This window comes from Streptomyces sp. NPDC096205, assembly GCF_044763135.1.
Classification (GTDB): Bacteria; Actinomycetota; Actinomycetes; order Streptomycetales; family Streptomycetaceae; genus Streptomyces.
Genome location: NZ_JBIWFS010000012.1, coordinates 180578 through 203750 on the forward strand (window position 1 = coordinate 180578; position 23173 = coordinate 203750).

The 23173-nt window shown below is 71.3% G+C and carries 23 protein-coding genes; 20 read left to right on the forward strand and 3 right to left on the reverse strand.

The window, feature by feature from the left end:
- Position 1: 1 nt before the first annotated feature.
- The gene (locus ACIQ6Y_RS36540) at positions 2 to 973 is read right to left on the reverse strand and encodes an LLM class flavin-dependent oxidoreductase (protein WP_404046365.1); all 972 of its coding nucleotides are present in this window, start codon (positions 971 to 973) and stop codon (positions 2 to 4) included.
- Between the two features lie 141 nt (positions 974 to 1114).
- Between ACIQ6Y_RS36540 and ftsY the strand changes: the two genes are divergently transcribed.
- Positions 1115 to 2323 carry a signal recognition particle-docking protein FtsY gene (gene ftsY / locus ACIQ6Y_RS36545; RefSeq protein ID WP_404046368.1) on the forward strand — a complete coding sequence of 403 codons (1209 nt, stop codon included), beginning with the start codon at positions 1115 to 1117 and terminating at the stop codon, positions 2321 to 2323.
- A gap of 108 nt (positions 2324 to 2431) precedes the next feature.
- On the opposite strand, the gene ACIQ6Y_RS36550 is transcribed toward ftsY, so the two are convergent.
- Positions 2432 to 3094, reverse strand: coding sequence for a bifunctional DNA primase/polymerase (locus tag ACIQ6Y_RS36550; RefSeq protein WP_404046371.1), 663 nt, complete (start codon positions 3092 to 3094; stop codon positions 2432 to 2434).
- A 422-nt stretch (positions 3095 to 3516) separates the two neighbouring features.
- On the opposite strand from ACIQ6Y_RS36550, the gene ACIQ6Y_RS36555 reads away from it, so the two are divergent.
- The 6 genes from ACIQ6Y_RS36555 to ftsH all read left to right on the forward strand — a co-directional run bounded on the left by ACIQ6Y_RS36555 (position 3517) and on the right by ftsH (position 13196).
- A complete protein-coding gene (locus ACIQ6Y_RS36555) occupies positions 3517 to 4995 on the forward strand; it encodes a hypothetical protein (protein WP_404046374.1) in 1479 nt (492 codons plus the stop codon).
- Between the two features lie 329 nt (positions 4996 to 5324).
- Positions 5325 to 6665 carry an ammonium transporter gene (locus tag ACIQ6Y_RS36560; RefSeq protein ID WP_404046377.1) on the forward strand — a complete coding sequence of 447 codons (1341 nt, stop codon included), beginning with the start codon at positions 5325 to 5327 and terminating at the stop codon, positions 6663 to 6665.
- Positions 6662 to 7000, forward strand: coding sequence for a P-II family nitrogen regulator (locus tag ACIQ6Y_RS36565; protein WP_133046785.1), 339 nt, complete (start codon positions 6662 to 6664; stop codon positions 6998 to 7000). Before ACIQ6Y_RS36560 ends, ACIQ6Y_RS36565 begins: the two co-directional genes overlap by 4 nt.
- Positions 7001 to 7024: 24 nt before the next feature.
- Complete coding sequence (locus ACIQ6Y_RS36570) at positions 7025 to 9469, forward strand: [protein-PII] uridylyltransferase (protein ID WP_404046380.1); 2445 nt, start codon at positions 7025 to 7027, stop codon at positions 9467 to 9469.
- Positions 9470 to 9554: 85 nt separating this feature from the next.
- Positions 9555 to 11105: a signal recognition particle protein gene (gene ffh / locus ACIQ6Y_RS36575; RefSeq protein WP_404046382.1), complete on the forward strand. Its 1551-nt coding sequence runs from the start codon at positions 9555 to 9557 to the stop codon at positions 11103 to 11105.
- A gap of 144 nt (positions 11106 to 11249) precedes the next feature.
- A complete protein-coding gene (gene ftsH / locus ACIQ6Y_RS36580; RefSeq protein WP_404046384.1) occupies positions 11250 to 13196 on the forward strand; it encodes an ATP-dependent zinc metalloprotease FtsH in 1947 nt (648 codons plus the stop codon).
- Between the two features lie 47 nt (positions 13197 to 13243).
- Here the strand turns inward: ftsH and ACIQ6Y_RS36585 are convergent, their stop codons facing one another.
- Complete coding sequence (locus ACIQ6Y_RS36585; protein ID WP_404046387.1) at positions 13244 to 14101, reverse strand: SAM-dependent methyltransferase; 858 nt, start codon at positions 14099 to 14101, stop codon at positions 13244 to 13246.
- 492 nt (positions 14102 to 14593) lie between these two features.
- Here ACIQ6Y_RS36585 and ACIQ6Y_RS36590 point away from each other — a divergent pair, with 492 nt between their 5' ends.
- The 13 genes from ACIQ6Y_RS36590 to ACIQ6Y_RS36650 all read left to right on the forward strand — a co-directional run bounded on the left by ACIQ6Y_RS36590 (position 14594) and on the right by ACIQ6Y_RS36650 (position 23172).
- Complete coding sequence (locus ACIQ6Y_RS36590) at positions 14594 to 15190, forward strand: hypothetical protein (protein WP_404046390.1); 597 nt, start codon at positions 14594 to 14596, stop codon at positions 15188 to 15190.
- Between the two features lie 286 nt (positions 15191 to 15476).
- Complete coding sequence (rpsP, locus tag ACIQ6Y_RS36595) at positions 15477 to 15899, forward strand: 30S ribosomal protein S16 (RefSeq protein ID WP_404046392.1); 423 nt, start codon at positions 15477 to 15479, stop codon at positions 15897 to 15899.
- 2 nt (positions 15900 to 15901) lie between these two features.
- Positions 15902 to 16141 carry an RNA-binding protein gene (locus ACIQ6Y_RS36600; RefSeq protein ID WP_029385578.1) on the forward strand — a complete coding sequence of 80 codons (240 nt, stop codon included), beginning with the start codon at positions 15902 to 15904 and terminating at the stop codon, positions 16139 to 16141.
- 83 nt (positions 16142 to 16224) lie between these two features.
- Positions 16225 to 16779, forward strand: coding sequence for a ribosome maturation factor RimM (rimM, locus tag ACIQ6Y_RS36605; RefSeq protein ID WP_404046396.1), 555 nt, complete (start codon positions 16225 to 16227; stop codon positions 16777 to 16779).
- A complete protein-coding gene (trmD, locus tag ACIQ6Y_RS36610; RefSeq protein ID WP_404046398.1) occupies positions 16779 to 17612 on the forward strand; it encodes a tRNA (guanosine(37)-N1)-methyltransferase TrmD in 834 nt (277 codons plus the stop codon). The genes rimM and trmD overlap by 1 nt, the downstream gene beginning before the upstream one ends.
- Positions 17613 to 17751: 139 nt before the next feature.
- Positions 17752 to 18102, forward strand: a complete 351-nt coding sequence (rplS, locus tag ACIQ6Y_RS36615; RefSeq protein ID WP_103781700.1) for a 50S ribosomal protein L19 — start codon at positions 17752 to 17754, stop codon at positions 18100 to 18102.
- A 45-nt stretch (positions 18103 to 18147) separates the two neighbouring features.
- On the forward strand, positions 18148 to 18864 hold the full coding sequence (lepB, locus tag ACIQ6Y_RS36620) for a signal peptidase I (protein ID WP_404046401.1): 717 nt from the start codon (positions 18148 to 18150) through the stop codon (positions 18862 to 18864).
- Complete coding sequence (lepB, locus tag ACIQ6Y_RS36625; RefSeq protein ID WP_404046403.1) at positions 18857 to 19969, forward strand: signal peptidase I; 1113 nt, start codon at positions 18857 to 18859, stop codon at positions 19967 to 19969. Before lepB (ACIQ6Y_RS36620) ends, lepB (ACIQ6Y_RS36625) begins: the two co-directional genes overlap by 8 nt.
- On the forward strand, positions 19857 to 20813 hold the full coding sequence (gene lepB, locus ACIQ6Y_RS36630) for a signal peptidase I (RefSeq protein ID WP_404046405.1): 957 nt from the start codon (positions 19857 to 19859) through the stop codon (positions 20811 to 20813). The genes lepB (ACIQ6Y_RS36625) and lepB (ACIQ6Y_RS36630) overlap by 113 nt, the downstream gene beginning before the upstream one ends.
- 93 nt (positions 20814 to 20906) lie before the next feature.
- A complete protein-coding gene (gene lepB / locus ACIQ6Y_RS36635) occupies positions 20907 to 21653 on the forward strand; it encodes a signal peptidase I (RefSeq protein ID WP_404046408.1) in 747 nt (248 codons plus the stop codon).
- 151 nt (positions 21654 to 21804) lie between these two features.
- Complete coding sequence (locus ACIQ6Y_RS36640; protein WP_404046654.1) at positions 21805 to 22296, forward strand: NUDIX hydrolase; 492 nt, start codon at positions 21805 to 21807, stop codon at positions 22294 to 22296.
- 56 nt (positions 22297 to 22352) lie between these two features.
- Positions 22353 to 22661 carry a DUF2469 domain-containing protein gene (locus tag ACIQ6Y_RS36645; RefSeq protein WP_005311352.1) on the forward strand — a complete coding sequence of 103 codons (309 nt, stop codon included), beginning with the start codon at positions 22353 to 22355 and terminating at the stop codon, positions 22659 to 22661.
- Between the two features lie 148 nt (positions 22662 to 22809).
- Positions 22810 to 23172: a YraN family protein gene (locus ACIQ6Y_RS36650; RefSeq protein WP_404046410.1), complete on the forward strand. Its 363-nt coding sequence runs from the start codon at positions 22810 to 22812 to the stop codon at positions 23170 to 23172.
- Position 23173 lies beyond the last annotated feature (1 nt).

Below are 23173 nucleotides of genomic sequence, written 5' to 3' on the forward strand. Positions count from 1 at the left end.
CTCAGCCCGCCAGCGCCGGCAGCACCTCCTCCGCGAACAGCCGCAGACTGCGCCACCCCTCCTCCACCGGCATCCCGCCCACCAGCGGATGCAGTACGTAGGTGTCGTGGCCCAGCGTCACGCACTCGTCCGGCGTGAGCACCCGGTAGACGCCCTCCGCGCGCAGTTCCTCCACCGTCGCGGCCGCCGACCGGACCGCCGAGCGGATGTCGGCCGACTGCCAGGAGGCGTAGGTGCGGGCCTCGTGCAGGAAGCGGCTCCCGTGCTCGGCCCAGGTGCGGTCGGGGTCCTCGGAGAGGTGCAGGAGAGGGGTCTCGGCGGCGGGCATCATGGTCCAGCCCTCGGTGCCGTACTCGGTGAGCCGCTCCTTGTAGTACGCCTCCAGCTCCGGCAGGTGCGCGCTGGGGAAGAACGGCAGGCCCAGGCGAGCCGCCCGGCGGGCCGCCGCCTTCGAGGAGCCGCCGACCAGCAGCAGGGGGTGCGGCCGCGTCACGGGGCGCGGGGTGACCCGTACGGTACGGCCCCGGTACCGGAACTCCTCGCCGGTCCAGGCGTTCAGCAGGGTCTCCAGCAGCTCGTCCTGGAGCTTGCCGCGGCGGGTGTAGTCCACGCCGAACATCGCGTACTCCTCGGGCCGGTAGCCGATCCCGGCGACCGTCACCAGACGGCCGCCGCCGATCAGGTCGAGTACGGCGATGTCCTCGGCCAGCCGCAGCGGGTCGTGCAGCGGGCCGATCATCGCCGACACCGTGACAGCGATCCGCCGGGTCGCGCCGAGGACCGCGCCCGCGAAGGCGAACGGCGAGGGCAGCCAGTTGTCCGCCACGCCGTGGTGCTCCTCCGTCTGCACGGTGGCGATCCCACGCTCGTCGGCGTACGCCGCCATCTCCAGGGCGGCCCGGTAGCGAGCGGCGAGAGAGGCGGGGGTGGCGCCCGGTTCGACCAGGTTGAGGCGTACGACCGTGACGGGCATGGGGCCCCCTTCGGCGGACGGCGGCTCGGCAGGGGGACCGTAGCTGACGGGGTGTCAGATGGCCAGGGGTGTGCAGGCTCACCCGTTGGAGGAACGCACAAGAGGGTCCGATCAGGACCCATGGCCGATACTGGACGCGTTATGGACATCGTCATCCTTGCTGTAGTCATCGCCGTGGTCGTGCTCGGCGCGCTCGGCGGGCTCGTCGTCGGCAGCCGACGGAAGAAGTCGCTGCCCCCGCCCCCGCCCGCCGCCCCCGACATCACCGCCCCCCCGGCCGAGCCGCACGTCGGCGACGAGGCCGAGACGCCGCGGGAGGAACCGCGCCGCACCATCGAGGAGGTGGACCTCCCCGGCGGCGGCGCGACCGCCGTCGAGGAACCCCCCGTCGTCGAAGAGCTCCCGCCGACCGAGATCGAGGTCCCGGAGCCCACCGCGGGGCGCCTGGTGCGCCTGCGCGCCCGTCTGTCCCGCTCCCAGAACGCCCTCGGCAAGGGGCTGCTCACGCTGCTCTCGCGCGAGCACCTCGACGACGACACCTGGGAGGAGATCGAGGACATCCTGCTCACCGCCGACGTCGGCGTGCAGCCCACCCAGGAGCTGGTCGAGCAGCTGCGCGAGCGCGTGAAGGTGCTCGGCACCCGCACGCCCGACGAGCTGCGCGCCCTGCTGCGCGAGGAACTGCTCAAGCTGGTCGGCACCGATGTCGACCGCAGCGTGAAGACCGAGCCGGAGGACCGCAAGCCCGGCATCGTGATGGTCGTCGGCGTCAACGGCACCGGCAAGACCACCACCACCGGCAAGCTCGCCCGCGTTCTCGTCGCCGACGGCCGTACGGTCGTGCTCGGCGCCGCCGACACCTTCCGGGCCGCCGCCGCCGACCAGCTCCAGACCTGGGGCGAGCGCGTCGGCGCCTACACCGTGCGCGGGCCCGAGGAGGGCGACCCCGCCTCCGTCGCCTTCGACGCGGTGAAGGAGGGCAAGGAGATGGGGGTCGACGTGGTCCTCATCGACACCGCAGGGCGTCTGCACACCAAGACCGGCCTCATGGACGAGCTCGGCAAGGTCAAGCGCGTCGTCGAGAAGCACGCCCCGCTGGACGAGGTGCTGCTGGTCCTGGACGCCACCACCGGGCAGAACGGCCTCGTGCAGGCCCGTGTCTTCGCCGAGGTCGTCGACATCACCGGCATCGTCCTCACCAAGCTCGACGGCACCGCCAAGGGCGGCATCGTCGTGGCCGTCCAGCGCGAGCTGGGCGTCCCCGTGAAGCTCATCGGGCTCGGCGAGGGTCCGGACGACCTGGCGCCCTTCGAGCCGGAGGCGTTCGTCGACGCCCTCATCGGGGAGTGACCCGACAGCCCCTGCTCATGACCATGCGCATGGAGAAGCGCCCGCCCCCCGAGGTGCAGTCGGGGAGTGGGCGCTTCGTCATGGAGGCGACCTCTTTCGAGGGCCTGCTCACGCCCGTGAGCGGTGCGCCACGTACGCCAGTGTGCCCAGCAGCAGCCGCGCCTGCGGCGGCCGGGTCGCCGAGTCGAGGTCGGGGGCGCGCAGCCAGCTGACCGGGCCGAGGCCGGCGCGGTCGGAGGGCGGTGCGGTGATGAAGTCGCCGGCGCCGAGGCCGCGCAGGTCGAGGCCGGGGTCGTCCCAGCCCATGCGGTACAGCAGCGCGGGCAGCTCGGCCGCGGCGCCGGGGGCGACCAGGAAGTGGGCGCGGCCGTCGGGGGTGGCGGTGACCGGGCCGAGGGGCAGGCCCATGCGCTCCAGCCGGACCAGGGCCCGGCGCCCGGCCGCCTCGGCGACCTCGATGACGTCGAACGTCCGGCCGACCGGCAGCATCACCGCGGCACCCGGGAACTCCGCCCACGCCTCGGTCGCCTCGTCCAGCGTGGCCCCCGCCCGCACCTCGGGGGCGAAGTCCAGCGGATGCGCGCCGGGGGCGGGGCAGTCGTCGCGGCCGCAGGAGCAGGCCCCCGCGGAGGCCCGGGCGCCGGGGACGACGGCCCAGCCCCACAGTCCGGTGTACTCGGCCACGGCGGTGCCCTCCGACGAGCGTCCGCGGCGACGCGTGCCGGACCGGATGTCGCGGATGCCCCGACTGCTGCCGATCGTGAAGCCCATGCCCCCTCCAACGGGTCCGACGCACCGGTGGTTACGAGACCGCCGGACACTCATGAGCCGTGATGCAAGTGGCGCCTTCGGGTGCACCGGGTGGTGCGCCCGGCGGTGCGCGCCCCCGTGTGCATCGCTCCGCTCATTCCCGGCTGTCCTATGTCAAGTGAATCCTGTGAAGGCCACCGTGAGTTCATTCGAAGGGGTGGCGAATGGTGGCGATTCCGGGATCGCCATGGCTGGACCGGTGATCGTAGGATTACTTTGAGTACACGAGCCCTGCGGCACATGCGCTCGTGGGTATGCCGGAGGCAACTCGCTTCCCCGTTCGAAGGGTGAGAACTCCCGGACGGGAAGCCCGAACCAAGGGCATTCTGATAGGGCTTGACGCAAAGAGGCGGCAAGCGGTCTTCAGGGATGGGGGCGTTCCAGTGGGCGGCAACGGCGGAAGCGGCGGACACGCTGACAAGCGCCCCAACGAGCTGCTCGGTTCGTGGTTCGTGCGCAGCGGCTGGTCGAAGGGCGAGCTGGCCCGCCAAGTGAACCGCCGCGCCCGCCAGTTGGGCGCCAACCACATCTCCACCGACACCTCCCGCGTACGCCGCTGGCTCGACGGCGAGAACCCCCGTGAGCCGATCCCGCGGATCCTGTCCGAGCTGTTCTCCGAGCGGTTCGGCTGTGTCGTCTCCGTCGAGGACCTCGGGCTGCGCGCGGCCCGTCCGTCACCCTCCGCGGTCGGCGTCGACCTGCCCTGGACCGGCCCCCAGACGGTCGCGCTGCTCAGCGAGTTCTCGCGCAGCGACCTGATGCTCGCCCGGCGCGGCTTCCTCGGCACCTCGCTCGCCCTGTCCGCGGGCCCCGCCCTCATCGAGCCCATGCAGCGCTGGCTGGTGCCCGTCGCCGCGGCCGCCGCACAGCAGGCCGAGCCGTCGACGCCCGCCACCCGCGCGCGCGGTGAGCTGTCCCGGCCCGAGCTGGACCTGCTGGAGTCCACCACCGTGATGTTCCGGCAGTGGGACGCCCAGTGCGGCGGGGGCCTGCGCCGCAAGGCCGTCGTCGGCCAGCTGCACGAGGTCACCGACCTGCTCCAGGAGGCGCAGCCCGAGGCGACGACCCGCCGGCTGTTCAAGGTCGCCGCCGAACTCGCCGAACTGGCGGGCTGGATGTCGTACGACATCGGTCTCCAGCCCACCGCCCAGAAGTACTTCGTGCTCGCGCTGCACGCCGCCAAGGAGGCCGGTGACCGGCCGCTCGGCTCGTACGTCCTGTCCAGCATGAGCCGTCAGATGATCCACCTCGGGCGGCCCGAGGACGCGCTGGAGCTGATCCACCTCGCGCAGTACGGCAGCCGGGACTGCGCGAGCCCGCGCACCCAGGCGATGCTGTATGCGATGGAGGCCCGCGCGTACGCCAACATGGGCCAGCCCGGCAAGACCAAGCGGGCCGTGCGGATGGCCGAAGACACCTTCGCCGAGGCCGACGAATGGGACGACCCGGACCCCGACTGGATCCGCTTCTTCTCCGAGGCCGAGCTGCACGGCGAGAACAGCCACTCCTTCCGCGACCTCGCCTATGTCGCCGGCCGCAGCCCCACCTACGCCTCCCTCGCCGAGCCGCTGATGCAGCGGGCTGTGGACCTGTTCGCGAAGGACGGCGAGCACCAGCGGTCGTATGCGCTCAACCTCATCGGCATGGCCACCGTGCATCTGCTCCAGCGCGAGCCCGAGCAGGCCACCGTGCTGGCGGCGCAGGCCATGCAGGTCGCCAAGAAGGTGCGTTCCGAGCGGGTGAACACCCGTATCCGAAAGACCGTCGACACCGCCGTACGCGACTTCGGTGATCTCGCCGAGGTCGTCGACCTCACCGACCGGCTCGCCATCGAGCTGCCGGAGACCGCGGAAGCGGTCTGACCCACCACCGCAAAGACCCCGGCCGCGGCCGGCCTTCCCGAACTGCCCGACTCGGCTCCCCCATGCCAGTCATCCGGAAGGCCGACCGCGGCCGGTTCTCTCCTTGCGGACGGGTCCGCAGAAGGTTGCGCCACGATAACGATCGCGCGCGCCGAGATCTGCCGATTCACCGACGCGTAACACGCACGGCGCCTTCGTCACCGCCGCGAAACAACGAGGGGCTTCCACCGAAACCGCGCTGCGCCAATGTCGTGGCGCATAACCGGCCCACCCCTCAATCCGCTCAGGCTTCGCCCGCACGGGGCCGTACCAAAGACGAGGAGACGCCGATGGCACCAGCCATCACGCTTGCCGCAGAGACGGAGCTCTCTGCTGCCAACACAGGTTTCATGCTCATCTGCTCCGCCCTGGTGATGCTCATGACGCCGGCGCTGGCCTTCTTCTACGGAGGCATGGTCCGCGTCAAGAGCACCCTGAACATGCTGATGATGAGCTTCATCAGCCTCGGGATAGTCACCATCCTGTGGGTGCTCTACGGCTTCTCCCTCGCCTTCGGCACCGACTCCGGCAGCCTCATCGGCTGGAACGCCGACTGGGTCGGCCTCAGCGGCGTCGACAAGAACGAGCTGTGGGGTTCGTACAACATCCCGCTTCTCGTGTTCATGGTCTTCCAGCTGATGTTCGCGATCATCACCCCCGCCCTGATCAGCGGTGCGCTCGCCGACCGCGTGAAGTTCACCGCGTGGGCGCTGTTCATCACGCTGTGGGCGACCATTGTCTACTTCCCCGTCGCCCACTGGGTGTGGGGCGAGGGCGGCTGGGCCTTCGACATGGGCGTGATCGACTTCGCGGGCGGTACGGCGGTCCACATCAACGCGGGTGCCGCGGCGCTCGGCGTCATCCTCGTCATCGGCAAGCGCGTCGGATTCAAGAAGGACCCGATGCGCCCGCACAGCCTCCCGCTGGTCATGCTCGGTGCCGGTCTGCTGTGGTTCGGCTGGTTCGGCTTCAACGCCGGCTCCTGGCTCGGCAACGACGACGGCACCGGCTCCCTGATGTTCGTCAACACCCAGGTCGCCACCGCCGCCGCCATGCTCGCCTGGCTCGCCTACGAGAAGATCCGCCACGGCGCGTTCACCACGCTGGGCGCCGCCTCCGGCGCGGTCGCGGGCCTCGTCGCCATCACCCCGTCCGGTGGTGCCGTCTCCCCGGTCGGCGCCATCGCCGTCGGCGCGATCGCCGGTCTGCTGTGCGCCATGGCCGTCGGCCTGAAGTACAAGCTCGGCTACGACGACTCGCTCGACGTCGTCGGCGTCCACCTGGTCGGCGGCATCGTCGGCTCCCTGCTCGTCGGCCTCTTCGCCAGCGGAAAGGGCCAGTCCGACGTCGAGGGCCTGTTCTACGGCGGTGGCCTGGAGCAGTTCTGGAAGCAGTGCGCCGGTGTCTTCGCCGTCCTCGCCTACTCCCTGGTCGTCTCCGCGATCCTCGCCTTCGTCCTCGACAAGACCATCGGCATGCGGGTCCCCGAGGACGACGAGATCGCCGGCATCGACCAGGCCGAGCACGCCGAGACCGCATACGACTTCAGCGGCGCCGGTGGCGGTGCCGCCCGCACCGCCGTGCCGGCCCCCGTGGCCGAGACCGCCGCGAGCAAGAAGGTGGACGCATGAAGCTCATCACCGCCGTCGTCAAGCCCCACCGGCTCGACGAGATCAAGGAAGCCCTCCAGGCCTTCGGGGTCCACGGCCTGACCGTCACCGAGGCCAGCGGCTACGGCCGGCAGCGCGGCCACACCGAGGTCTACCGGGGCGCCGAGTACACCGTCGACCTCGTCCCCAAGATCCGCATCGAGGTGCTGGCCGAGGACGACGACGCCGAGCAGCTGATCGAGGTCGTCGTCAAGGCGGCCCGGACCGGCAAGATCGGTGACGGCAAGGTCTGGTCGATCCCCGTCGAGACGGCCGTACGGGTCCGGACCGGTGAGCGCGGCCCCGACGCGCTCTGACACTTCGAGAACAGGAGTCGCTGGGTGACGAACACGGACATCCGTACAGAAGAAGAAGGTTCGGGACCCAGCGGCTACGCGGCGGCCCGGCTGCGCCTCCTCACCGAGGAGGCGCGGTCCGGGCCGCCGCGCCGTGCCGCCCTGGCCGAGCTCACCGACGCGTGGCTGGCCGGACTGTTCGCCGCCGGAGCCAAGGACCTGCGGGGCGTCTCCCTCGTCGCCGTCGGCGGCTACGGCCGCGGCGAGCTGTCCCCGCGCAGCGACCTCGATCTGCTCCTGCTGCACGACGGCTCCGACACCGACGCGGTCGCCGCGCTCGCCGACCGGGTCTGGTACCCGGTGTGGGACCTCGGACTCGCCCTCGACCACTCCGTACGCACCCCCGCCGAGGCACGCAAGACGGCCGGAGAGGACCTGAAGGTCCAGCTCGGCCTCCTCGACGCCCGGCACATCGCCGGAGACCTCGGGCTCACCGCCGGATTGCGTACGACGGTCCTCGCCGACTGGCGCAACCAGGCACCCAGGCGCCTCCCCGAGCTCCAGGAACTGTGCGCCGAACGCGCCGAACGCCAGGGCGAGCTCCAGTACCTGCTGGAGCCGGACCTGAAGGAGGCCCGCGGCGGGCTGCGCGACGCCACCGCCCTGCGCGCCGTCGCCGCCTCCTGGCTCGCCGACGCCCCGCGCGAAGGACTCGACGACGCCCGGCGCCGCCTCCTCGACGTCCGCGACGCCCTCCACCTGGCCACCGGCCGCGCCACCGACCGGCTCGCCCTCCAGGAGCAGGACCAGGTCGCCGCCGAACTGGGCCTCCTCGACGCCGACACCCTCCTGCGCCAGGTCTACGAGGCCGCCCGAGTCGTGTCGTACGCCAGTGACGTCACCTGGCGCGAGGTCGGCCGCGTCCTGCGCTCCCGTGCCGTACGGCCGCGGCTGCGCGCCATGCTCGGCGGCGGCAAGCCCGTCGCCGAGCGGTCGCCGCTGGCCGAGGGCGTCGTCGAGCAGGACGGCGAGGTGGTGCTCGCCCGCGCCGCACGCCCCGACCGCGACCCCGTGCTCCCGCTGCGCGCCGCGGCCGCCGCCGCCCAGGCCGGCCTGCCGCTCTCCCTGCACGCCGTACGCCGGATGGCCGCCGGGGTACGGCCCCTGCCGACGCCCTGGCCCGCCGAGGCGCGCGAGCAGCTCGTCACCCTCCTCGGTTCCGGCCGCCCCACCGTCGAGGTGTGGGAGGCGCTGGAGGCCGAGGGGCTGGTCAGCAGGCTGCTGCCGGACTGGGAGCGGGTGCGGTGCAGGCCACAGCGCAACGCCGTGCACGTGTGGACCGTCGACCGCCACCTCATCGAGACCGCGGTCCGCGCCTCCGAGTTCACCCGCCGCGTGTCCCGCCCCGACCTGCTGCTGGTCGGCGCCCTGCTGCACGACATCGGCAAGGGCTGGCCCGGCGACCACTCCGTGGCTGGCGAGATCATCGCCAAGGACGTCGCCGCACGCATCGGCTTCGACCGCGCGGACGTCGCCGTCCTGGCGACCCTCGTACGTCATCACCTGCTGCTCATCGAGACCGCCACCCGGCGTGACCTGGAGGACCCGGCGACCCTGCGGGCCGTCGCCGACGCGGTCGGCTCGCAGAGCACGCTGGAGCTGCTGCACGCGCTCACCGAGGCGGACGCCCTGGCCACCGGCCCGGCCGCCTGGTCCTCCTGGCGCGGCTCGCTGGTCGCCGACCTGGTCAAACGGGTCGCCGCCGTGCTCGCCGGGGACGCCGCCGAGGAGCCCGAGGCGGCCGCGCCCACCGCCGAGCAGGAGCGGCTCGCCGTCGAGGCGTTCCGCACGGGCGGGCCGGTGCTCGCGCTGCGCGCGCAGACCGAGCCGCCGGGGGAGGAGCCGTCGGGGGAGCCCGAGCCGCTGGGCGTGGAGCTGCTGATCGCCGTACCCGACCAGCGGGGCGTGCTGCCCGCCGCGGCCGGTGTCCTCGCCATGCACCGCCTGACCGTCCGCACGGCCGAGCTGCGCGCCCTGGACCTGCCCGACGGCGTCGACGGCTCGGTCCTGCTGCTGAACTGGCGCGTCGCCGCCGAGTACGGCTCCCTGCCCCAGGCCGCCCGGCTGCGCGCCGACCTCGTCCGCGCCCTGGACGGCTCCCTGGACGTGGCGGGCCGCCTCGCGGAGCGGGACGCGGCCTATCCGAGGCGCCGGGGCGTCGTCGCCCCGCCCCCGCGCGTGACGGTCGACTCCGCCGCGTCCCACTCGGCCACGGTGATCGAGGTCCGTGCCCAGGACGCGCCCGGCCTGCTGTTCCGCATCGGGCGAGCGCTGGAGGACGCGGGGGTGCGGGTGCGCAGTGCGCATGTCTCCACCCTGGGCGCGAACGCCGTCGACGCCTTCTACGTCACAGGCCCCCAGGGCGTGCCCCTGCCCGGTGAGGAGGCGGTGTCGGTGGCGCGGAAGCTGGAGGAGATGCTGCGGGGCTGACCGGGGGGCTCCGGCGACCTGTGCCGCCGGGATACCCTGGAGGGCGATTCATCCGCAGCCACCGACCCCGAGGACCGCGAGCGCCGTGTTCGATACTCTCTCCGATCGCCTCTCAGCGACTTTCAAGAACCTGCGCGGCAAGGGACGGCTCTCCGAGGCGGACATCGACGCCACTGCGCGCGAGATCCGGATCGCGCTCCTCGAGGCGGACGTGGCCCTGCCTGTCGTCCGGACGTTCATCAAGAACGTCAAGGAGCGTGCGCTCGGGTCCGACGTGTCGCGGGCGCTCAACCCGGCCCAGCAGGTCCTCAAGATCGTCAACGAGGAGCTGGTCCGGATCCTCGGCGGCGAGACCCGCCGGCTGAGGTTCGCCAAGCAGCCGCCGACCGTGATCATGCTGGCCGGTCTGCAGGGTGCCGGTAAGACCACGCTCGCGGGCAAGCTGGGCCGGTGGCTGAAGGAGCAGGGCCACTCGCCGCTGCTGGTGGCGTGTGACCTCCAGCGCCCGAACGCCGTGAACCAGCTGAGCGTCGTCGCCGAGCGCGCCGGTGTCGCCGTCTACGCGCCCGAGCCGGGCAACGGCGTCGGTGACCCGGTCAAGGTCGCCAAGGACTCCATCGACTTCGCGAAGTCCAAGGTCCACGACATCGTCATCGTCGACACCGCGGGCCGCCTCGGTATCGACCAGGAGATGATGCAGCAGGCCGCGGACATCCGCGACGCCATCGGCCCCGACGAGATCCTCTTCGTCGTCGACGCGATGATCGGCCAGGACGCGGTCAACACCGCCGAGGCCTTCCGTGACGGCGTCGGCTTCGACGGCGTGGTCCTCTCCAAGCTCGACGGCGACGCCCGCGGTGGTGCCGCGCTGTCGATCCGCGAGGTCACCGGCAAGCCGATCATGTTCGCGTCGAACGGCGAGAAGCTCGACGACTTCGACGCGTTCCACCCGGACCGCATGGCCTCCCGCATCCTCGACATGGGTGACCTGCTCACCCTGATCGAGCAGGCGGAGAAGACGTTCAGCCAGGAAGAGGCCGCCAAGATGGCCTCCAAGCTGGCGTCGAAGAAGGGCCAGGACTTCACCCTGGACGACTTCCTGGCCCAGATGGAGCAGGTCAGGAAGATGGGCAGCATCAGCAAGCTGCTCGGCATGCTGCCCGGCATGGGGCAGATCAAGGACCAGATCAACAACATCGACGAGCGGGACGTGGACCGCACGGCCGCGATCATCAAGTCGATGACTCCGGCCGAGCGCCAGGAACCGACGATCATCAACGGCTCGCGCCGCGCCCGTATCGCCCGCGGTTCGGGTGTCGAGGTCAGCGCGGTGAAGAACCTGGTCGAGCGGTTCTTCGAGGCCCGCAAGATGATGTCCCGCATGGCCCAGGGCGGCGGCATGCCCGGTATGCCCGGCATCCCGGGTATGGGCGGCGGCCCCGGCCGTTCCAAGAAGCAGCCGAAGAAGGCCAAGGGCAAGCAGCGCTCCGGCAACCCGATGAAGCGCAAGCAGCAGGAGCAGGAGGAGGCCGCCCGCCGCGCGGCCGCCGCCGAGGGCGGTGCCTTCGGGCTGCCCGGCCAGCAGGCCGGTCAGGACTTCGAGCTGCCGGACGAGTTCAAGAAGTTCATGGGCTGACCGAGCCCGGTTGTACGTCCCCCGGGGGCGCCCTCTGCCATGGAGGGCGCCCCCGGGCGTTTACGAGGACGCCCTTCGCGCAGGCCGCACCCCGGCGTCGTACATCCGCATGCCCCCGCGGCTTTCCTGTCGTAACGTCCGGATATGACCAACCCGGCGCCGCCGCGCAAGTCCCCCGAACAGCCCTGGCGCACCGAGGGCACGCCCGAGGAGCCGCCCAAGCCGTCGCCGGGCGGTCGCAGGCTGCGGGGCGGCTGGTGGAGCCTGGCCCTCACGGCGCTGATCGTGTTCCTGATCGCCAACCTCGTGCTGTCGTTCTTCGGCGAGGGGGACGAGCCGACGATCTCGTACACGGAGTTCAGCAAGCAGGTCGACGCCGGGAACGTCAGCAAGATCTACTCCAAGGGCGACGCGATCCAGGGGCAGCTCAAGGAGAAGCGGGACAGGCCGGATCACGACGGCAGCTACACCAAGTTCAAGACACAGCGCCCGTCCTTCGCCGACGACCAGCTGTGGGAGGACCTGAGCAAGAACAAGGTCACGGTGACGGCGGAGCCGGTCGTCCAGCAGCGCAGCTTTCTGGCCAACCTGCTGATCTCGCTGGCGCCGATGCTGCTGATCATCGTGGTGTGGATCGTGATCGCGCGGCGGATGCGGCAGGGGATGGGCGGTGCGGGCGGCATGTTCGGGCGCAAGGCGCCGCCGAAGCCGGTCGAGCTGGAGGCGGGGGAGAGGCGCACCACGTTCGAGGACGTGGCCGGCATCGACGAGGTCGAGGGCGAGCTCAACGACGTCGTGGACTTCCTGAAGAACCCGGACGCCTACCGCCGTATGGGCGCGAAGATGCCGCGCGGTGTGCTGCTCGCGGGGCCGCCCGGCACCGGCAAGACGCTGCTGGCGCGGGCGGTCGCCGGGGAGGCGGGGGTGCCGTTCTTCTCGGCGTCGGCCTCGGAGTTCATCGAGATGATCGTGGGCGTGGGCGCCTCCCGGGTGCGGGAGCTGTTCGCCGAGGCCCGCAAGGTGGCGCCGTCGATCATCTTCATCGACGAGATCGACACCATCGGGCGGGCGCGGGGCGGCGGGGGGAGCGTGGGCGGGCACGACGAGCGCGAGCAGACGCTGAACCAGATCCTCACCGAGATGGACGGCTTCTCCGGCTCGGAGGGTGTCATCGTCATCGCGGCCACCAACCGTGCCGATGTCCTCGACCCGGCGCTGACCCGGCCCGGCCGCTTCGACCGGATCGTCAACGTCTCGCCGCCGGACCGGGGCGGCCGCGAGGCCATCCTGGAGATCCACACCCGCGAGATCCCGCTGGCCGACGACGTGAACCTCACGCAGGTCGCCCGCACCACCCCGGGCATGACCGGCGCCGAGCTGGCCAACCTCGCCAACGAGGCGGCCCTGCTCGCCGTCAAGCGCGGCCAGCAGCAGGTGACACAGTCCGACCTGTCGGAGGCGCTGGAGAAGGTGCAGCTCGGTGCCGAGCGGCCGCTGGTCATGCCGCTGGAGGAGCGGCGCAGGACGGCGTACCACGAGAGCGGGCACGCGCTGCTGGGGATGCTCCAGCCGGGCGCCGACCCGGTCCGCAAGATCACCATCGTGCCGCGCGGCAGGGCGCTCGGGGTGACGCTGTCGACGCCGGAATCGGACAAGTACGCGTACACGGAGGAGTATCTGCGCGGCCGGATCATCGGCGCGCTCGGCGGCATGGCGGCCGAGCAGGTCGTCTTCGGGGTCGTCACCACCGGCGCCGAGAGCGACCTGGAACAGGTCACCAACATCGCGCGGGGCATGGTCGCCCGCTGGGGCATGAGCGAGCGCGTGGGCCGGCTGTCCGCCCTGCCGAACGACGCCCAGCAGGCGTACGGGCTCGCGGCCGCGCCGGGAACCCTCGATGTCATCGACGGCGAGATGCGGCGGATCGTCGACGACTGCTACGAGGAGGCCTGCCGCAAGCTGCGCGACCACCGCGGGCAACTGGACGCCCTGGCGGAGGCGCTGCTGGAGCGGGAGACGCTGGAGGAGGCCGACGCGTACCGGATCGCGGGCGTCACACGGCTCTCGAAGGACACCGAGGAAAGCATCTAGCCGGACAGTCGAATTTCCGCCTGGACTGTCGGAGGTCCGTGGCCGGTTCAGGGCACCCGGGCGATCAGATACCGGAAGACGTTCGGCATCCACACCGTGCCGTCCACCCGCCGGTGGGCGTGCAGAGCCTCGGCCAGTTCCTTGTCGACCTGCTCCCGGTCGGCCGCCGTGAGGGCCGCGTCGAACAGGCCCGTCGACAGCATTCCGCGTACGGCGCTGTCGAGGTCGGCGTAGCCGAAGGCGCAGCTGACCCGGCCCGAGCCGTCCGGCCTGAGCCCGGCCCGCTGGGCGACCTCCTCCAGGTCGTCGCGCAGGGCGGGACGCCAGCCGCCGGTGCCGCGCGGGGGATCGGCCGGCCCGAGGACCGCGCGCAGCACCCCGGCGGTGGCGCACCGCTCGGGCGGACCCCAGCCGGTCAGCACCACGGGCGCCCCGCGCTCGGCCAGCGGAGCCGCCGCCGCGAGCAGCTCGCCGAGCCCCTCCGCGTCGCCGGCCAGGCTGCCGACCGGCTCGAACGCGGTCACCAGCGTGTACGGCGGTGACTGCGGGTCGGCCGCGTCCCCGGGCGTGCCCTCGACGAGCCGGGCGGCCACGCGCGCGTGCGTGGACCCGCCGCCGGGCAGCAGGCGTTGCCGGGCCAGGTCGAGCCGTTCGGGGGAGGAGCCGTCGACACCGGTGACTGCGGCGCCGCGCGAGGCCGCCAGCAGCAGGGCCAGGCCGCTGCCGCAGCCGAGGCCCAGCAGCCGGGTCGGCGACCCCACGTCGAGTCGCTCGTAGACGGCCTCGTAGAGCGGGACCAGCATCCGCTCCTGGATCTCGGACCAGTCACGCGCGCGTGCACGCAGGTCCACACGGGAACGCGCCCCCGTATGAGGCTGGTGCTGCCGCACGAGCGTAGGTGTCATCTAAAGCGCCCCAATCCGCCGAGAGTCTTCTGCCGGGCCCGTTGTCGTGGCCCGCGTGCCGTGCGCTCGCTGTTCCCCCGTATGCCAGGTAACTCCCGGCTCGCGGTGGCGTCCAGTGGTCGTGTGGCCCGGCTTGGGGGCCGGCCGGGCATGTGGCGAGAATTCACGCGCCCGCAACCTGGGGCCGGGGCGGGGTGGTGTCAGGGGCCACGGGCGCGCCCGGTAACGTCGCGGGGGCCGCGTGCGCTGGGCCAGTTACCGGGAGGCGGCCGAAACGCCTCTTGCGCATGCGCGGGCCCGCGTCGGCGACGGCCCTACGCGCCGGGTCGTAGGGGTTACTACGCACCGGCTTGGTAGGAGCTGCGTGGCTTCTCCGCAGATCAGCGCACCCGCCCTCGTCGGGACGCATCAGCGGCAACTGACGGGTACGTGCAAATTATTTGGGATGCCCCGGAATAGGAACACAGCGGGACCCTGGCTCGTTGTCATTACGTGAGCACGACACAGACACCACCTGTTCTCGCCGCAGAGCTGGCACAGGCGTGGGCCGACATTCAGCGGTACCACCCCGAGCTGCCGGACCTTGCCGCGCCCGAGTCCCTGATCGGGGAGTCGTCGTCCGCGTGCGGTCACGAACTCTCCTTCGAACGGCTGCTTCATGAGGCAGTCCACGGCATCGCCGCCGCCCGGGGAGTGCGCGACACCTCCCGGGCCGGCCGGTACCACAACCGCAGATTCCTCGCGATCGCCGAGGAGCTGGGCCTGGACCACCCCGAGGAGCCGCACCCGAGCAGCGGCTTCTCGCTGGTCTCGCTCAACCCCGAGGCCAAGCGGCGCTACCGCCCGACCATCGAGCGCCTCCAGCGGGCCCTGAAGGCCCACACGGCCGCGACCTCGGCCGACACCTCCCGCACCTTCCGGGGCCCGGCCGCGCGCCACGGCTCCTCGGGCGGCGGCGTCCGCGTCAAGGCCGTCTGCGACTGCGGTCGCAACGTCCGTGTGGTCCCCTCCGTCCTCGCCCAGGCGCCGATCGTGTGCGGGGGCTGCGGGAAGCCGTTCCGGATTCCCGAGGTGGTCGGAGCGGCGTAAGACGGCCAGGATCACCGGCATCTCGTGGCTGCCGGTGCGGCCGAGGTCCAGGGCACCCGGCGTTTCTCACCTCCACGCCGGGTGCCCCTCAGTCGTGCCCGCGTGCGCGCCCCGTCCTCGGGTCGGAGGCGGCCCGCCGGGTGTGGCACAATGGCTAGCTGTACTCGACAGCCGCACAGGACCCCTCTCTCCTCCGGCTGACGCGTCCGTCGGGCACTCGGGTACCGCAACCCCACGCGGCAGTCTCGCCGTGCCCAACCACGTCAATCCAGGAGAACCCACTCCCGTGGCAGTCAAGATCAAGCTGAAGCGTCTGGGCAAGATCCGTTCGCCTCACTACCGCATCGTCGTCGCCGACTCCCGTACCCGTCGTGACGGTCGTGCGATCGAGGAGATCGGCAAGTACCACCCGACCTACAACCCGTCGGTCATGGAGGTGGACGCCGAGCGTGTGGCGTACTGGCTGGGTGTCGGCGCGCAGCCGACCGAGCCGGTTCTCGCCATCCTCAAGAAGACCGGCGACTGGCAGAAGTTCAAGGGCGAGCCCGCCCCGGCTCCGCTGCTCGTCGCCGAGCCCAAGAAGGCGCGCCCGTCGTTCGAGGCCCTCGGTGGCGACGACGAGGGCAAGGGTGAGGCCATCACCCAGAAGAAGAAGGCGGAGAAGAAGGACGAGGCTGCCGCCGAGTCCTCCGAGTCGGCCGAGGCCTGAGCATGCTCGAGGAGGCTCTCGAGCACCTCGTGAAGGGCATCGTCGACAACCCTGACGATGTGCAGGTCGCCTCGCGCAACCTGCGCCGCGGACGGGTGCTCGAGGTCCGGGTCCACCCGGACGACCTCGGCAAGGTGATCGGCCGCAACGGCCGCACCGCACGCGCTCTGCGTACCGTCGTGGGCGCCATCGGTGGCCGCGGTGTCCGTGTCGACCTCGTCGACGTGGACAACGTCCGCTGACGCTTACCGCATCCGGCTCGGGCCGGGGAAGGCCTCCGGGCCGTCCCCGGCCCGTAGTCGTTTCTGACAGGAGATCTGTACACGTGCAGCTGGTAGTCGCGCGGATCGGTCGCGCCCATGGCATCAAGGGCGAGGTCACCGTCGAGGTACGTACCGACGAGCCCGAGCTGCGGCTCGCGCCGGGCGCCGTCCTTGCCACCGACCCGGCTTCCGCCGGGCCCCTCACCATCGCAACAGGCCGCGTCCACAGCGGCCGGCTGCTCCTGCGCTTCGAGGGCGTCACCGACCGGACGGGCGCCGAGGCGCTGCGCAACATCGTGCTGATCGCCGAGATCGACCCGGACGAGCTGCCCGAGGAAGAGGACGAGTACTACGACCACCAGCTGATGGACCTGGACGTGGTGACGAAGGACGGCGTCGAGGTGGGGCGGATCATCGAGATCTCGCACCTGCCCTCCCAGGACCTGTTCATCGTCGAGCGGGAGGACGGCAGCGAGGTGATGATCCCGTTCGTGCAGGAGATCGTCACCGAGATCGACCTGGAGGAGCAGCGGGCCATCATCGACCCGCCGCCCGGGCTGATCGACGAGCGGGCGGAGATCGCCTCCAGCCGGGACACCGCGGAGGACGAGTCCTGATGCGGCTCGACGTCGTCACGATCTTCCCCGAGTACCTGGAGCCGCTGAACGTCTCCCTGGTCGGCAAGGCACGCGCGCGTGGCCAACTGGACGTCCAGCTGCACGACCTGCGCTCCTGGACCTACGACCGGCACAACACGGTCGACGACACGCCGTATGGCGGGGGTCCCGGCATGGTCATGAAGACCGAGCCGTGGGGCGACGCCCTGGACAGCGTCCTGGCCGACGGCTACGAGGCGGGCTCCGGCGCGCCCGCGCTGATCGTGCCCACGCCCTCCGGCCGCCCGTTCACCCAGGAGCTGGCCGTGGAGCTCTCCGAGCGCCCCTGGCTGATCTTCACGCCCGCGCGGTACGAGGGCATCGACCGGCGCGTCATCGACGAGTACGCCACCCGGATACCGGTCTACGAGGTGTCCATCGGCGACTACGTCCTGGCCGGCGGCGAGGCGGCCGTGCTGGTCATCACGGAGGCCGTGGCCCGGCTGCTGCCCGGCGTGCTGGGCAACGCCGAGTCGCACCGGGACGACTCCTTCGCCCCCGGCGCGATGGCCAGCCTCCTGGAAGGCCCCGTCTACACCAAGCCGCCGCTGTGGCGCGGCCGGGACATCCCCGAGGTGCTGCTCAGCGGCCACCACGGCAAGATCGCCCGCTGGCGCCGCGACGAGGCCCTTCGGCGTACGACGGCCAACCGGCCCGACCTGATCGAGCGTTGCGACCCCAAGGCCTTCGACAAGAAGGACCGGGAGATGCTGTCCATCCTCGGCTGGGCCCCGGACCCGGAGGGTGAGCCGTACGGCCGATTTTGGCGGCGGGTCGAGGACGTGGAAGAATAGGTCGCTGTTGTGCGTCGTCCGGCGTGCGCCCCACCTGCCACAGGGGGACACGACGCCCGCCCCGACCCGCACGGCAGTTCCCGCCAGAAAATCTAGGTTCCGTTGATGACCTGTGGCATCAGCGAAGAAAGCAGACGAAATGTCGCACCTGCTCGACTCCGTCGACGCCGCGTCGCTGCGCAGCGACGTCCCGGCCTTCCGCCCGGGTGACACCGTCAACGTCCACGTCCGCGTCATCGAGGGCAACCGCTCCCGTGTGCAGCAGTTCAAGGGCGTGGTGATTCGTCGCCAGGGTTCCGGCGTGCGCGAGACCTTCACGGTCCGCAAGGTCTCCTTCTCCGTCGGCGTCGAGCGCACCTTCCCGGTGCACACCCCGATCGTGGAGAAGATCGAGCTCGTCACCCGTGGTGACGTTCGCCGCGCCAAGCTGTACTACCTGCGCGACCTGCGCGGCAAGGCGGCGAAGATCAAGGAGAAGCGCGAGAGCTGATCTCGCGTCGGGGCTCTCATGGGGGCCGGATAGCATCTGGCCCCGATGGACACCGAAGCACAGCACACGGAGCGCGACCGCTCCTCCCGCCCAGCCGGATCCGAGGAGACCTCGGACACCGGGGGGCCGGAGGGCCGGTCGCGTTTCGCGTTGCTGTCGCGGATCACCGCCTGGCTGCCCGGCGGCCGGTTCACCCTCGCCCTGCTGGTCTGCCTGTCGTCCCTGCTGCTCGTCAACGTCTTCGTGGCGCAGCCCTTCCAGATCCCCAGCGGCTCGATGGAGCAGGGATTGAGGGTCGGGGACCGCGTTCTCGTAAATAAGTTGGCGTACCGTTTCGGGGCCGATCCGCAGCGGGGGGACGTCGTGGTCTTCGACGGCACCGGGTACTACGGGGACGCCGACTACATCAAACGCGTCGTGGGTGTAGGGGGAGACCACGTGGTCTGCTGTGACAGGGAGGGCAGGATCGAGGTGAACGGCCGGCCGGTCGACGAGTCGGCCTTCCTGTATCCCGGTGACCGGCCCTCCACGGTGCCCTTCGACGTCGTCGTGCCCGGCGGCCGGCTGTTCCTGCTGGGCGACCACCGCAGCGCCTCCAGCGACTCCCGCGACCATCTGGGCTCGCCGGGCGGCGGCATGGTGCCCGTCACCGCGGTGATCGGGCGCGCCGAGTCCGTCGTATGGCCGGTCGGTCATCTCACGCGACTTCAGCGTCCGGCCGCGTACGCGCGTGTGCCCGCGTCCGGGGGTGCGCATGGGTAACCGGGGAAAGCCGCGCGGGACGCCCCGCAGCGCCGCCGAGGAGCTGCTGCCCACCGGCAGCCGCCGCGCGTCCGGCTCCACCGGGGCCTCCGGTGGGCGGACCCGGGCCGAGCGGCGCAAGCTGCAGCGCAAGGTCAAGCGGCGCCGCAGGCGCTCGGCGATCAAGGAGATACCGCTCCTGATCGGTGTGGCGGTGCTCATAGCCCTCGTCCTGAAGACGTTCCTCGTCCAGGCCTTCGTGATCCCGTCCGGCTCCATGGAGCAGACGATCCGGATCGGCGACCGGGTGCTGGTCGACAAGCTCACCCCCTGGTTCGGCTCCGAGCCCGAGCGGGGGGACGTCGTGGTGTTCAAGGACCCCGGCGGCTGGCTCCAGGACGAGCAGCCCACGCAGAAGAAGGACGACCCCGTCGTCGTCAAGCAGGTCAAGGAGGCACTGACCTTCATCGGGCTGCTGCCCTCCGACGACGAGAAGGACCTGATCAAGCGGGTCGTCGGGGTCGGCGGCGACCATGTCGTGTGCTGCGACGCGCGCGGGCGGGTGACCGTCAACGGCGTGGCGCTGAACGAGACCGAGTACCTGTATCCCGGAAACGCCCCCTCCGAATCCAAGTTCGACATCACCGTGCCGCCGGGTCGGCTGTGGGTGATGGGCGACCACCGCGACAACTCCGCGGACTCGCGCTCGCACCAGGACACCGACTACGGCGGCACCGTGTCCGTCGACGAGGTGGTGGGACGCGCCATCGTCATCGGCTGGCCCGTCGGCCACTGGACCGGCCTGGAGGAGCCGGAAACCTTCGCCTCCGTGCCCGACTCGGCCTCCGGGTCGACCGCCGGTCCCCGGCTGTCGCATAGGGTTGGCCCCTACGATCCGAACGATCCGAACGCAATGACCCAGCTCCCGAGCCCTGCGGAACTCCCGCTCGTTATGGGAGTGGTGGGCCTGCACCGGGTACGGCGCAGGCGGCGGCACAGAGTAAGGAGTTGGCGTGGGGGATGTGGCGGTTGGCGCACGGTCCGGACACGACGGCGAGGAGCACCGCGGACGCCCCGTGGAAGCGGCCGATCCGGCCGCGGACAGCATCGTGAACTCAGGGAGTGACGCCGGTACGACCGAGGACGGCGCGGCAAAGGGCGAGCAGGCTCAGCAGGGCGACGAGCCCGGCGAGCCGCAGACGAGGAAGCAGCGCTCCTTCTGGAAGGAGCTGCCGATCCTGATCGGTATCGCGCTGGTGCTGGCGCTGCTGATCAAGACGTTCCTGGTGCAGGCGTTCTCGATCCCGTCCGACTCGATGCAGAACACCCTCCAGCAGGGCGACCGGGTGCTGGTCGACAAGCTCACCCCCTGGTTCGGCTCCGAGCCCGAGCGCGGCGAGGTCGTCGTCTTCCACGACCCGGACAACTGGCTGGCCGGCGAGCCCACGCCCGACCCGAACGCGCTGCAGACCGTCCTCAGCTGGATCGGCCTGATGCCGTCCTCGGAGGAGAAGGACCTGATCAAGCGGGTCATCGGCGTCGGCGGCGACACCGTCGAGTGCACCGGCACCGGCCCGCTGAAGGTCAACGGCAAGGCGCTGAACGAGCCGTACGTCTACCCGGGCAACACCCCGTGCAGCGACGACACCTCCGGCGGCCGGTTCAAGGTGAAGGTGCCCGAGGGCTTCATCTGGGTGATGGGCGACCACCGCCAGAACTCCCGCGACTCGCGCTACAACCAGGCGGACGCCAACAAGGGCATGGTCCCCGTGGACAAGGTCGTCGGCCGTGCCATCGTCAAGGCCTGGCCGATCAACCGCTGGGGCACCCTGCCGGTGCCGGACACCTTCGACCAGCCCGGCCTGGACGACCAGGCGTCGGCCGCCCCGGCCCTGACGGGCGCGCCGCCGGCCCTCGCGCTCGCGGGCGTGCTGCCGATCGCCGTGTGGCGACGCCGGCGCAAGAGCTGACCTCACGGGTCTCCCGTCAGCCCCTCACGCTGCGATCCCGGTCGCGGTGGAGGGGCTGACCGCTTCCCGTACCGCCGGGTAGGGTGCGGACCCATGGGTGAGAGCGCGACACGTACGGCCCCGCAGCGCGGGACAGACAACCGACCGGCGGGCGGCCGGGCCGGTCAGACGCTGTCCGGGCTGGCGGTGGCGCTGGGCCTGGTGCTGTTCCTCGCCGGCTTCGGCTGGGGAGCGGTGGTCTACCGGCCGTACACCGTGCCCACCGGCTCCATGACCCCGACGATCAACGCGGGCGACCGGGTGCTGGCCCAGCGCGTCGACGGCGACGAGATACGCCGCGGCGACGTCGTCGTCTTCAAGGACCCCAACTGGGCGAACGCCCCCGTGGTCAAGCGGGTCGTCGCGGTCGGCGGGGACACCGTGGCGTGCTGCACCAAGGGCAAGCTCACGGTCAACGGCAAGCAGATCGACGAACCGTATCTGCCCGAGGGTGAGCCCGCCGAGAGCATCGCCTTCCCGACGGTGACCGTCCCCGAGGGCCGGCTGTTCCTGCTCGGCGACGAGCGGCACGGCTCCCTGGACTCCACCGCCCACCTCCAGGACGCGGCGAGCGGCTCGGTCGCACGCTCGGCGGTCAGCGGGCGCGTCGACGCCGTCGTCTGGCCCATGAACGGCCTGCTGGAGCGTCCGACGGGCTTCGAGGCGCTCGGCTCCGAGCTGTCCGAGCCCGGGCCGTACCGGCTGATCGTCTACATGATCATCGGCGGGGCCGTACTGGTGCTGCTCGGCGCGGCGTACGGGCCGATCGCCAAGCTCGTGGGAGGCGGCCGTGGCCGCTGAGGCGACGGGCGCGCCGCGGGATGTGTACGAGGGCGGGCAGGCGCCTTACGCGTACGGGGGTGAGCAGACGCCTTACGCGTACGGAGGTGAGCAGGGGCCTTACGTCTACGAGGGTGAGCAGGGGCCTTCGCGCGAAGGCGGGCCGCGGGATGTGTACGAGGGCGGGCTTCGGAAGGTCGCCCGGGTGGTGCTGCTCGATCCGCAGGACCGCCTTCTGCTGCTGCACGGCCATGAGCCGGGCGACCCGGCGGACGACTGGTGGTTCACCCCCGGCGGCGGGGTGGAGGGCGACGAGACGCGCGAAGAGGCCGCATTGCGGGAACTCGCCGAGGAGACCGGGATCACCGAGGTCGAACTCGGACCGGTGCTGTGGCGGCGCAGGTGCTCGTTCCCGTTCGCGGGGCGCCGCTGGGACCAGGACGAGTGGTACTACCTGGCCCGTACGGCGCAGACCGAGACCCGGGCCGCGGCCCTGACCGAGCTGGAGCGGCAGAGCGTCGCCGGGGCCAGGTGGTGGGCGTGCGAGGAACTGACTCGGACGCATGAGACGGTGTATCCGACCAGGCTCGCCGGGCTGCTGCGCAAGCTGCTCGACGAGGGTCCCCCGGCCAGGCCCGTCACCCTTGACACGGAAATCGTCTAGGGGCCCTCGGGACTGGCGCACAATGGGTGGATCGCACGGCTGAAGGGGAACATGCCATGAGCGCCGAGGACCTCGAGAAGTACGAGACCGAGATGGAGCTCAAGCTCTATCGCGAGTACCGCGACGTCGTCGGTCTGTTCAAGTATGTGATCGAGACCGAGCGGCGTTTCTACCTGACCAACGACTACGAGATGCAGGTGCACTCGGTCCAGGGTGAGGTCTTCTTCGAGGTGTCCATGGCGGATGCCTGGGTGTGGGACATGTATCGGCCGGCTCGGTTCGTGAAGCAGGTGCGGGTACTCACGTTCAAGGACGTGAACATCGAGGAGCTGAACAAGAGCGATCTGGAGCTGCCGGGCAGCTGAGGGTCGGTCGCTCTTCGGGTGGCTGGTCGCTCTTCGGGCGGCTGGACCCGAACGGGTGACGGAGTTTTCCACAGTCGCCCGACTGTCCACCAAGATCAACTAGTGGTGGCTGGGCTGCGTGATCGTCGGTGCCGGAGGTGGTGCCGACATGAACGCACGAAGTGCACTCGGCAAGTACGGCGAGACCCTGGCCGCACGGCGGCTGACCGACGCCGGTATGGCGGTCCTGGAGCGCAACTGGCGCTGCGGCAGGTCCGGGGAGATCGACATCGTGGCCCGGGACGGGGACGTCCTGGTCGTGTGCGAGGTGAAGACCCGCAGGGGCGGGACCTTCGAGCATCCGATGGCCGGCGTGAGCCCGGAGAAGGCGCAACGCCTGCGGGACCTCGCGGAGCGCTGGATCCAGCAGCACGGAGGGGCACCGCCGGGCGGCGTCCGCATCGACCTCGTCGGCGTCCTGCTGCCCCAGCGCGGCGCACCCGTCGTCGAGCACGCGCGGGGGGTGGCCTGAC

Coding starts and splice junctions, on each gene's coding strand:
- ACIQ6Y_RS36540 (WP_404046365.1), bottom strand. CDS start 973: ATGCCCGTCACGGTCGTACGCCTCAACCTGGTCGAACCGGGCGCCACC.
- ftsY (WP_404046368.1), top strand. CDS start 1,115: ATGGACATCGTCATCCTTGCTGTAGTCATCGCCGTGGTCGTGCTCGGC.
- ACIQ6Y_RS36550 (WP_404046371.1), bottom strand. CDS start 3,094: ATGGGCTTCACGATCGGCAGCAGTCGGGGCATCCGCGACATCCGGTCC.
- ACIQ6Y_RS36560 (WP_404046377.1), top strand. CDS start 5,325: ATGGCACCAGCCATCACGCTTGCCGCAGAGACGGAGCTCTCTGCTGCC.
- ACIQ6Y_RS36565 (WP_133046785.1), top strand. CDS start 6,662: ATGAAGCTCATCACCGCCGTCGTCAAGCCCCACCGGCTCGACGAGATC.
- ftsH (WP_404046384.1), top strand. CDS start 11,250: ATGACCAACCCGGCGCCGCCGCGCAAGTCCCCCGAACAGCCCTGGCGC.
- ACIQ6Y_RS36585 (WP_404046387.1), bottom strand. CDS start 14,101: ATGACACCTACGCTCGTGCGGCAGCACCAGCCTCATACGGGGGCGCGT.
- ACIQ6Y_RS36600 (WP_029385578.1), top strand. CDS start 15,902: ATGCTCGAGGAGGCTCTCGAGCACCTCGTGAAGGGCATCGTCGACAAC.
- trmD (WP_404046398.1), top strand. CDS start 16,779: ATGCGGCTCGACGTCGTCACGATCTTCCCCGAGTACCTGGAGCCGCTG.
- rplS (WP_103781700.1), top strand. CDS start 17,752: ATGTCGCACCTGCTCGACTCCGTCGACGCCGCGTCGCTGCGCAGCGAC.
- lepB (WP_404046401.1), top strand. CDS start 18,148: ATGGACACCGAAGCACAGCACACGGAGCGCGACCGCTCCTCCCGCCCA.
- lepB (WP_404046403.1), top strand. CDS start 18,857: ATGGGTAACCGGGGAAAGCCGCGCGGGACGCCCCGCAGCGCCGCCGAG.
- lepB (WP_404046408.1), top strand. CDS start 20,907: ATGGGTGAGAGCGCGACACGTACGGCCCCGCAGCGCGGGACAGACAAC.
- ACIQ6Y_RS36645 (WP_005311352.1), top strand. CDS start 22,353: ATGAGCGCCGAGGACCTCGAGAAGTACGAGACCGAGATGGAGCTCAAG.
- ACIQ6Y_RS36650 (WP_404046410.1), top strand. CDS start 22,810: ATGAACGCACGAAGTGCACTCGGCAAGTACGGCGAGACCCTGGCCGCA.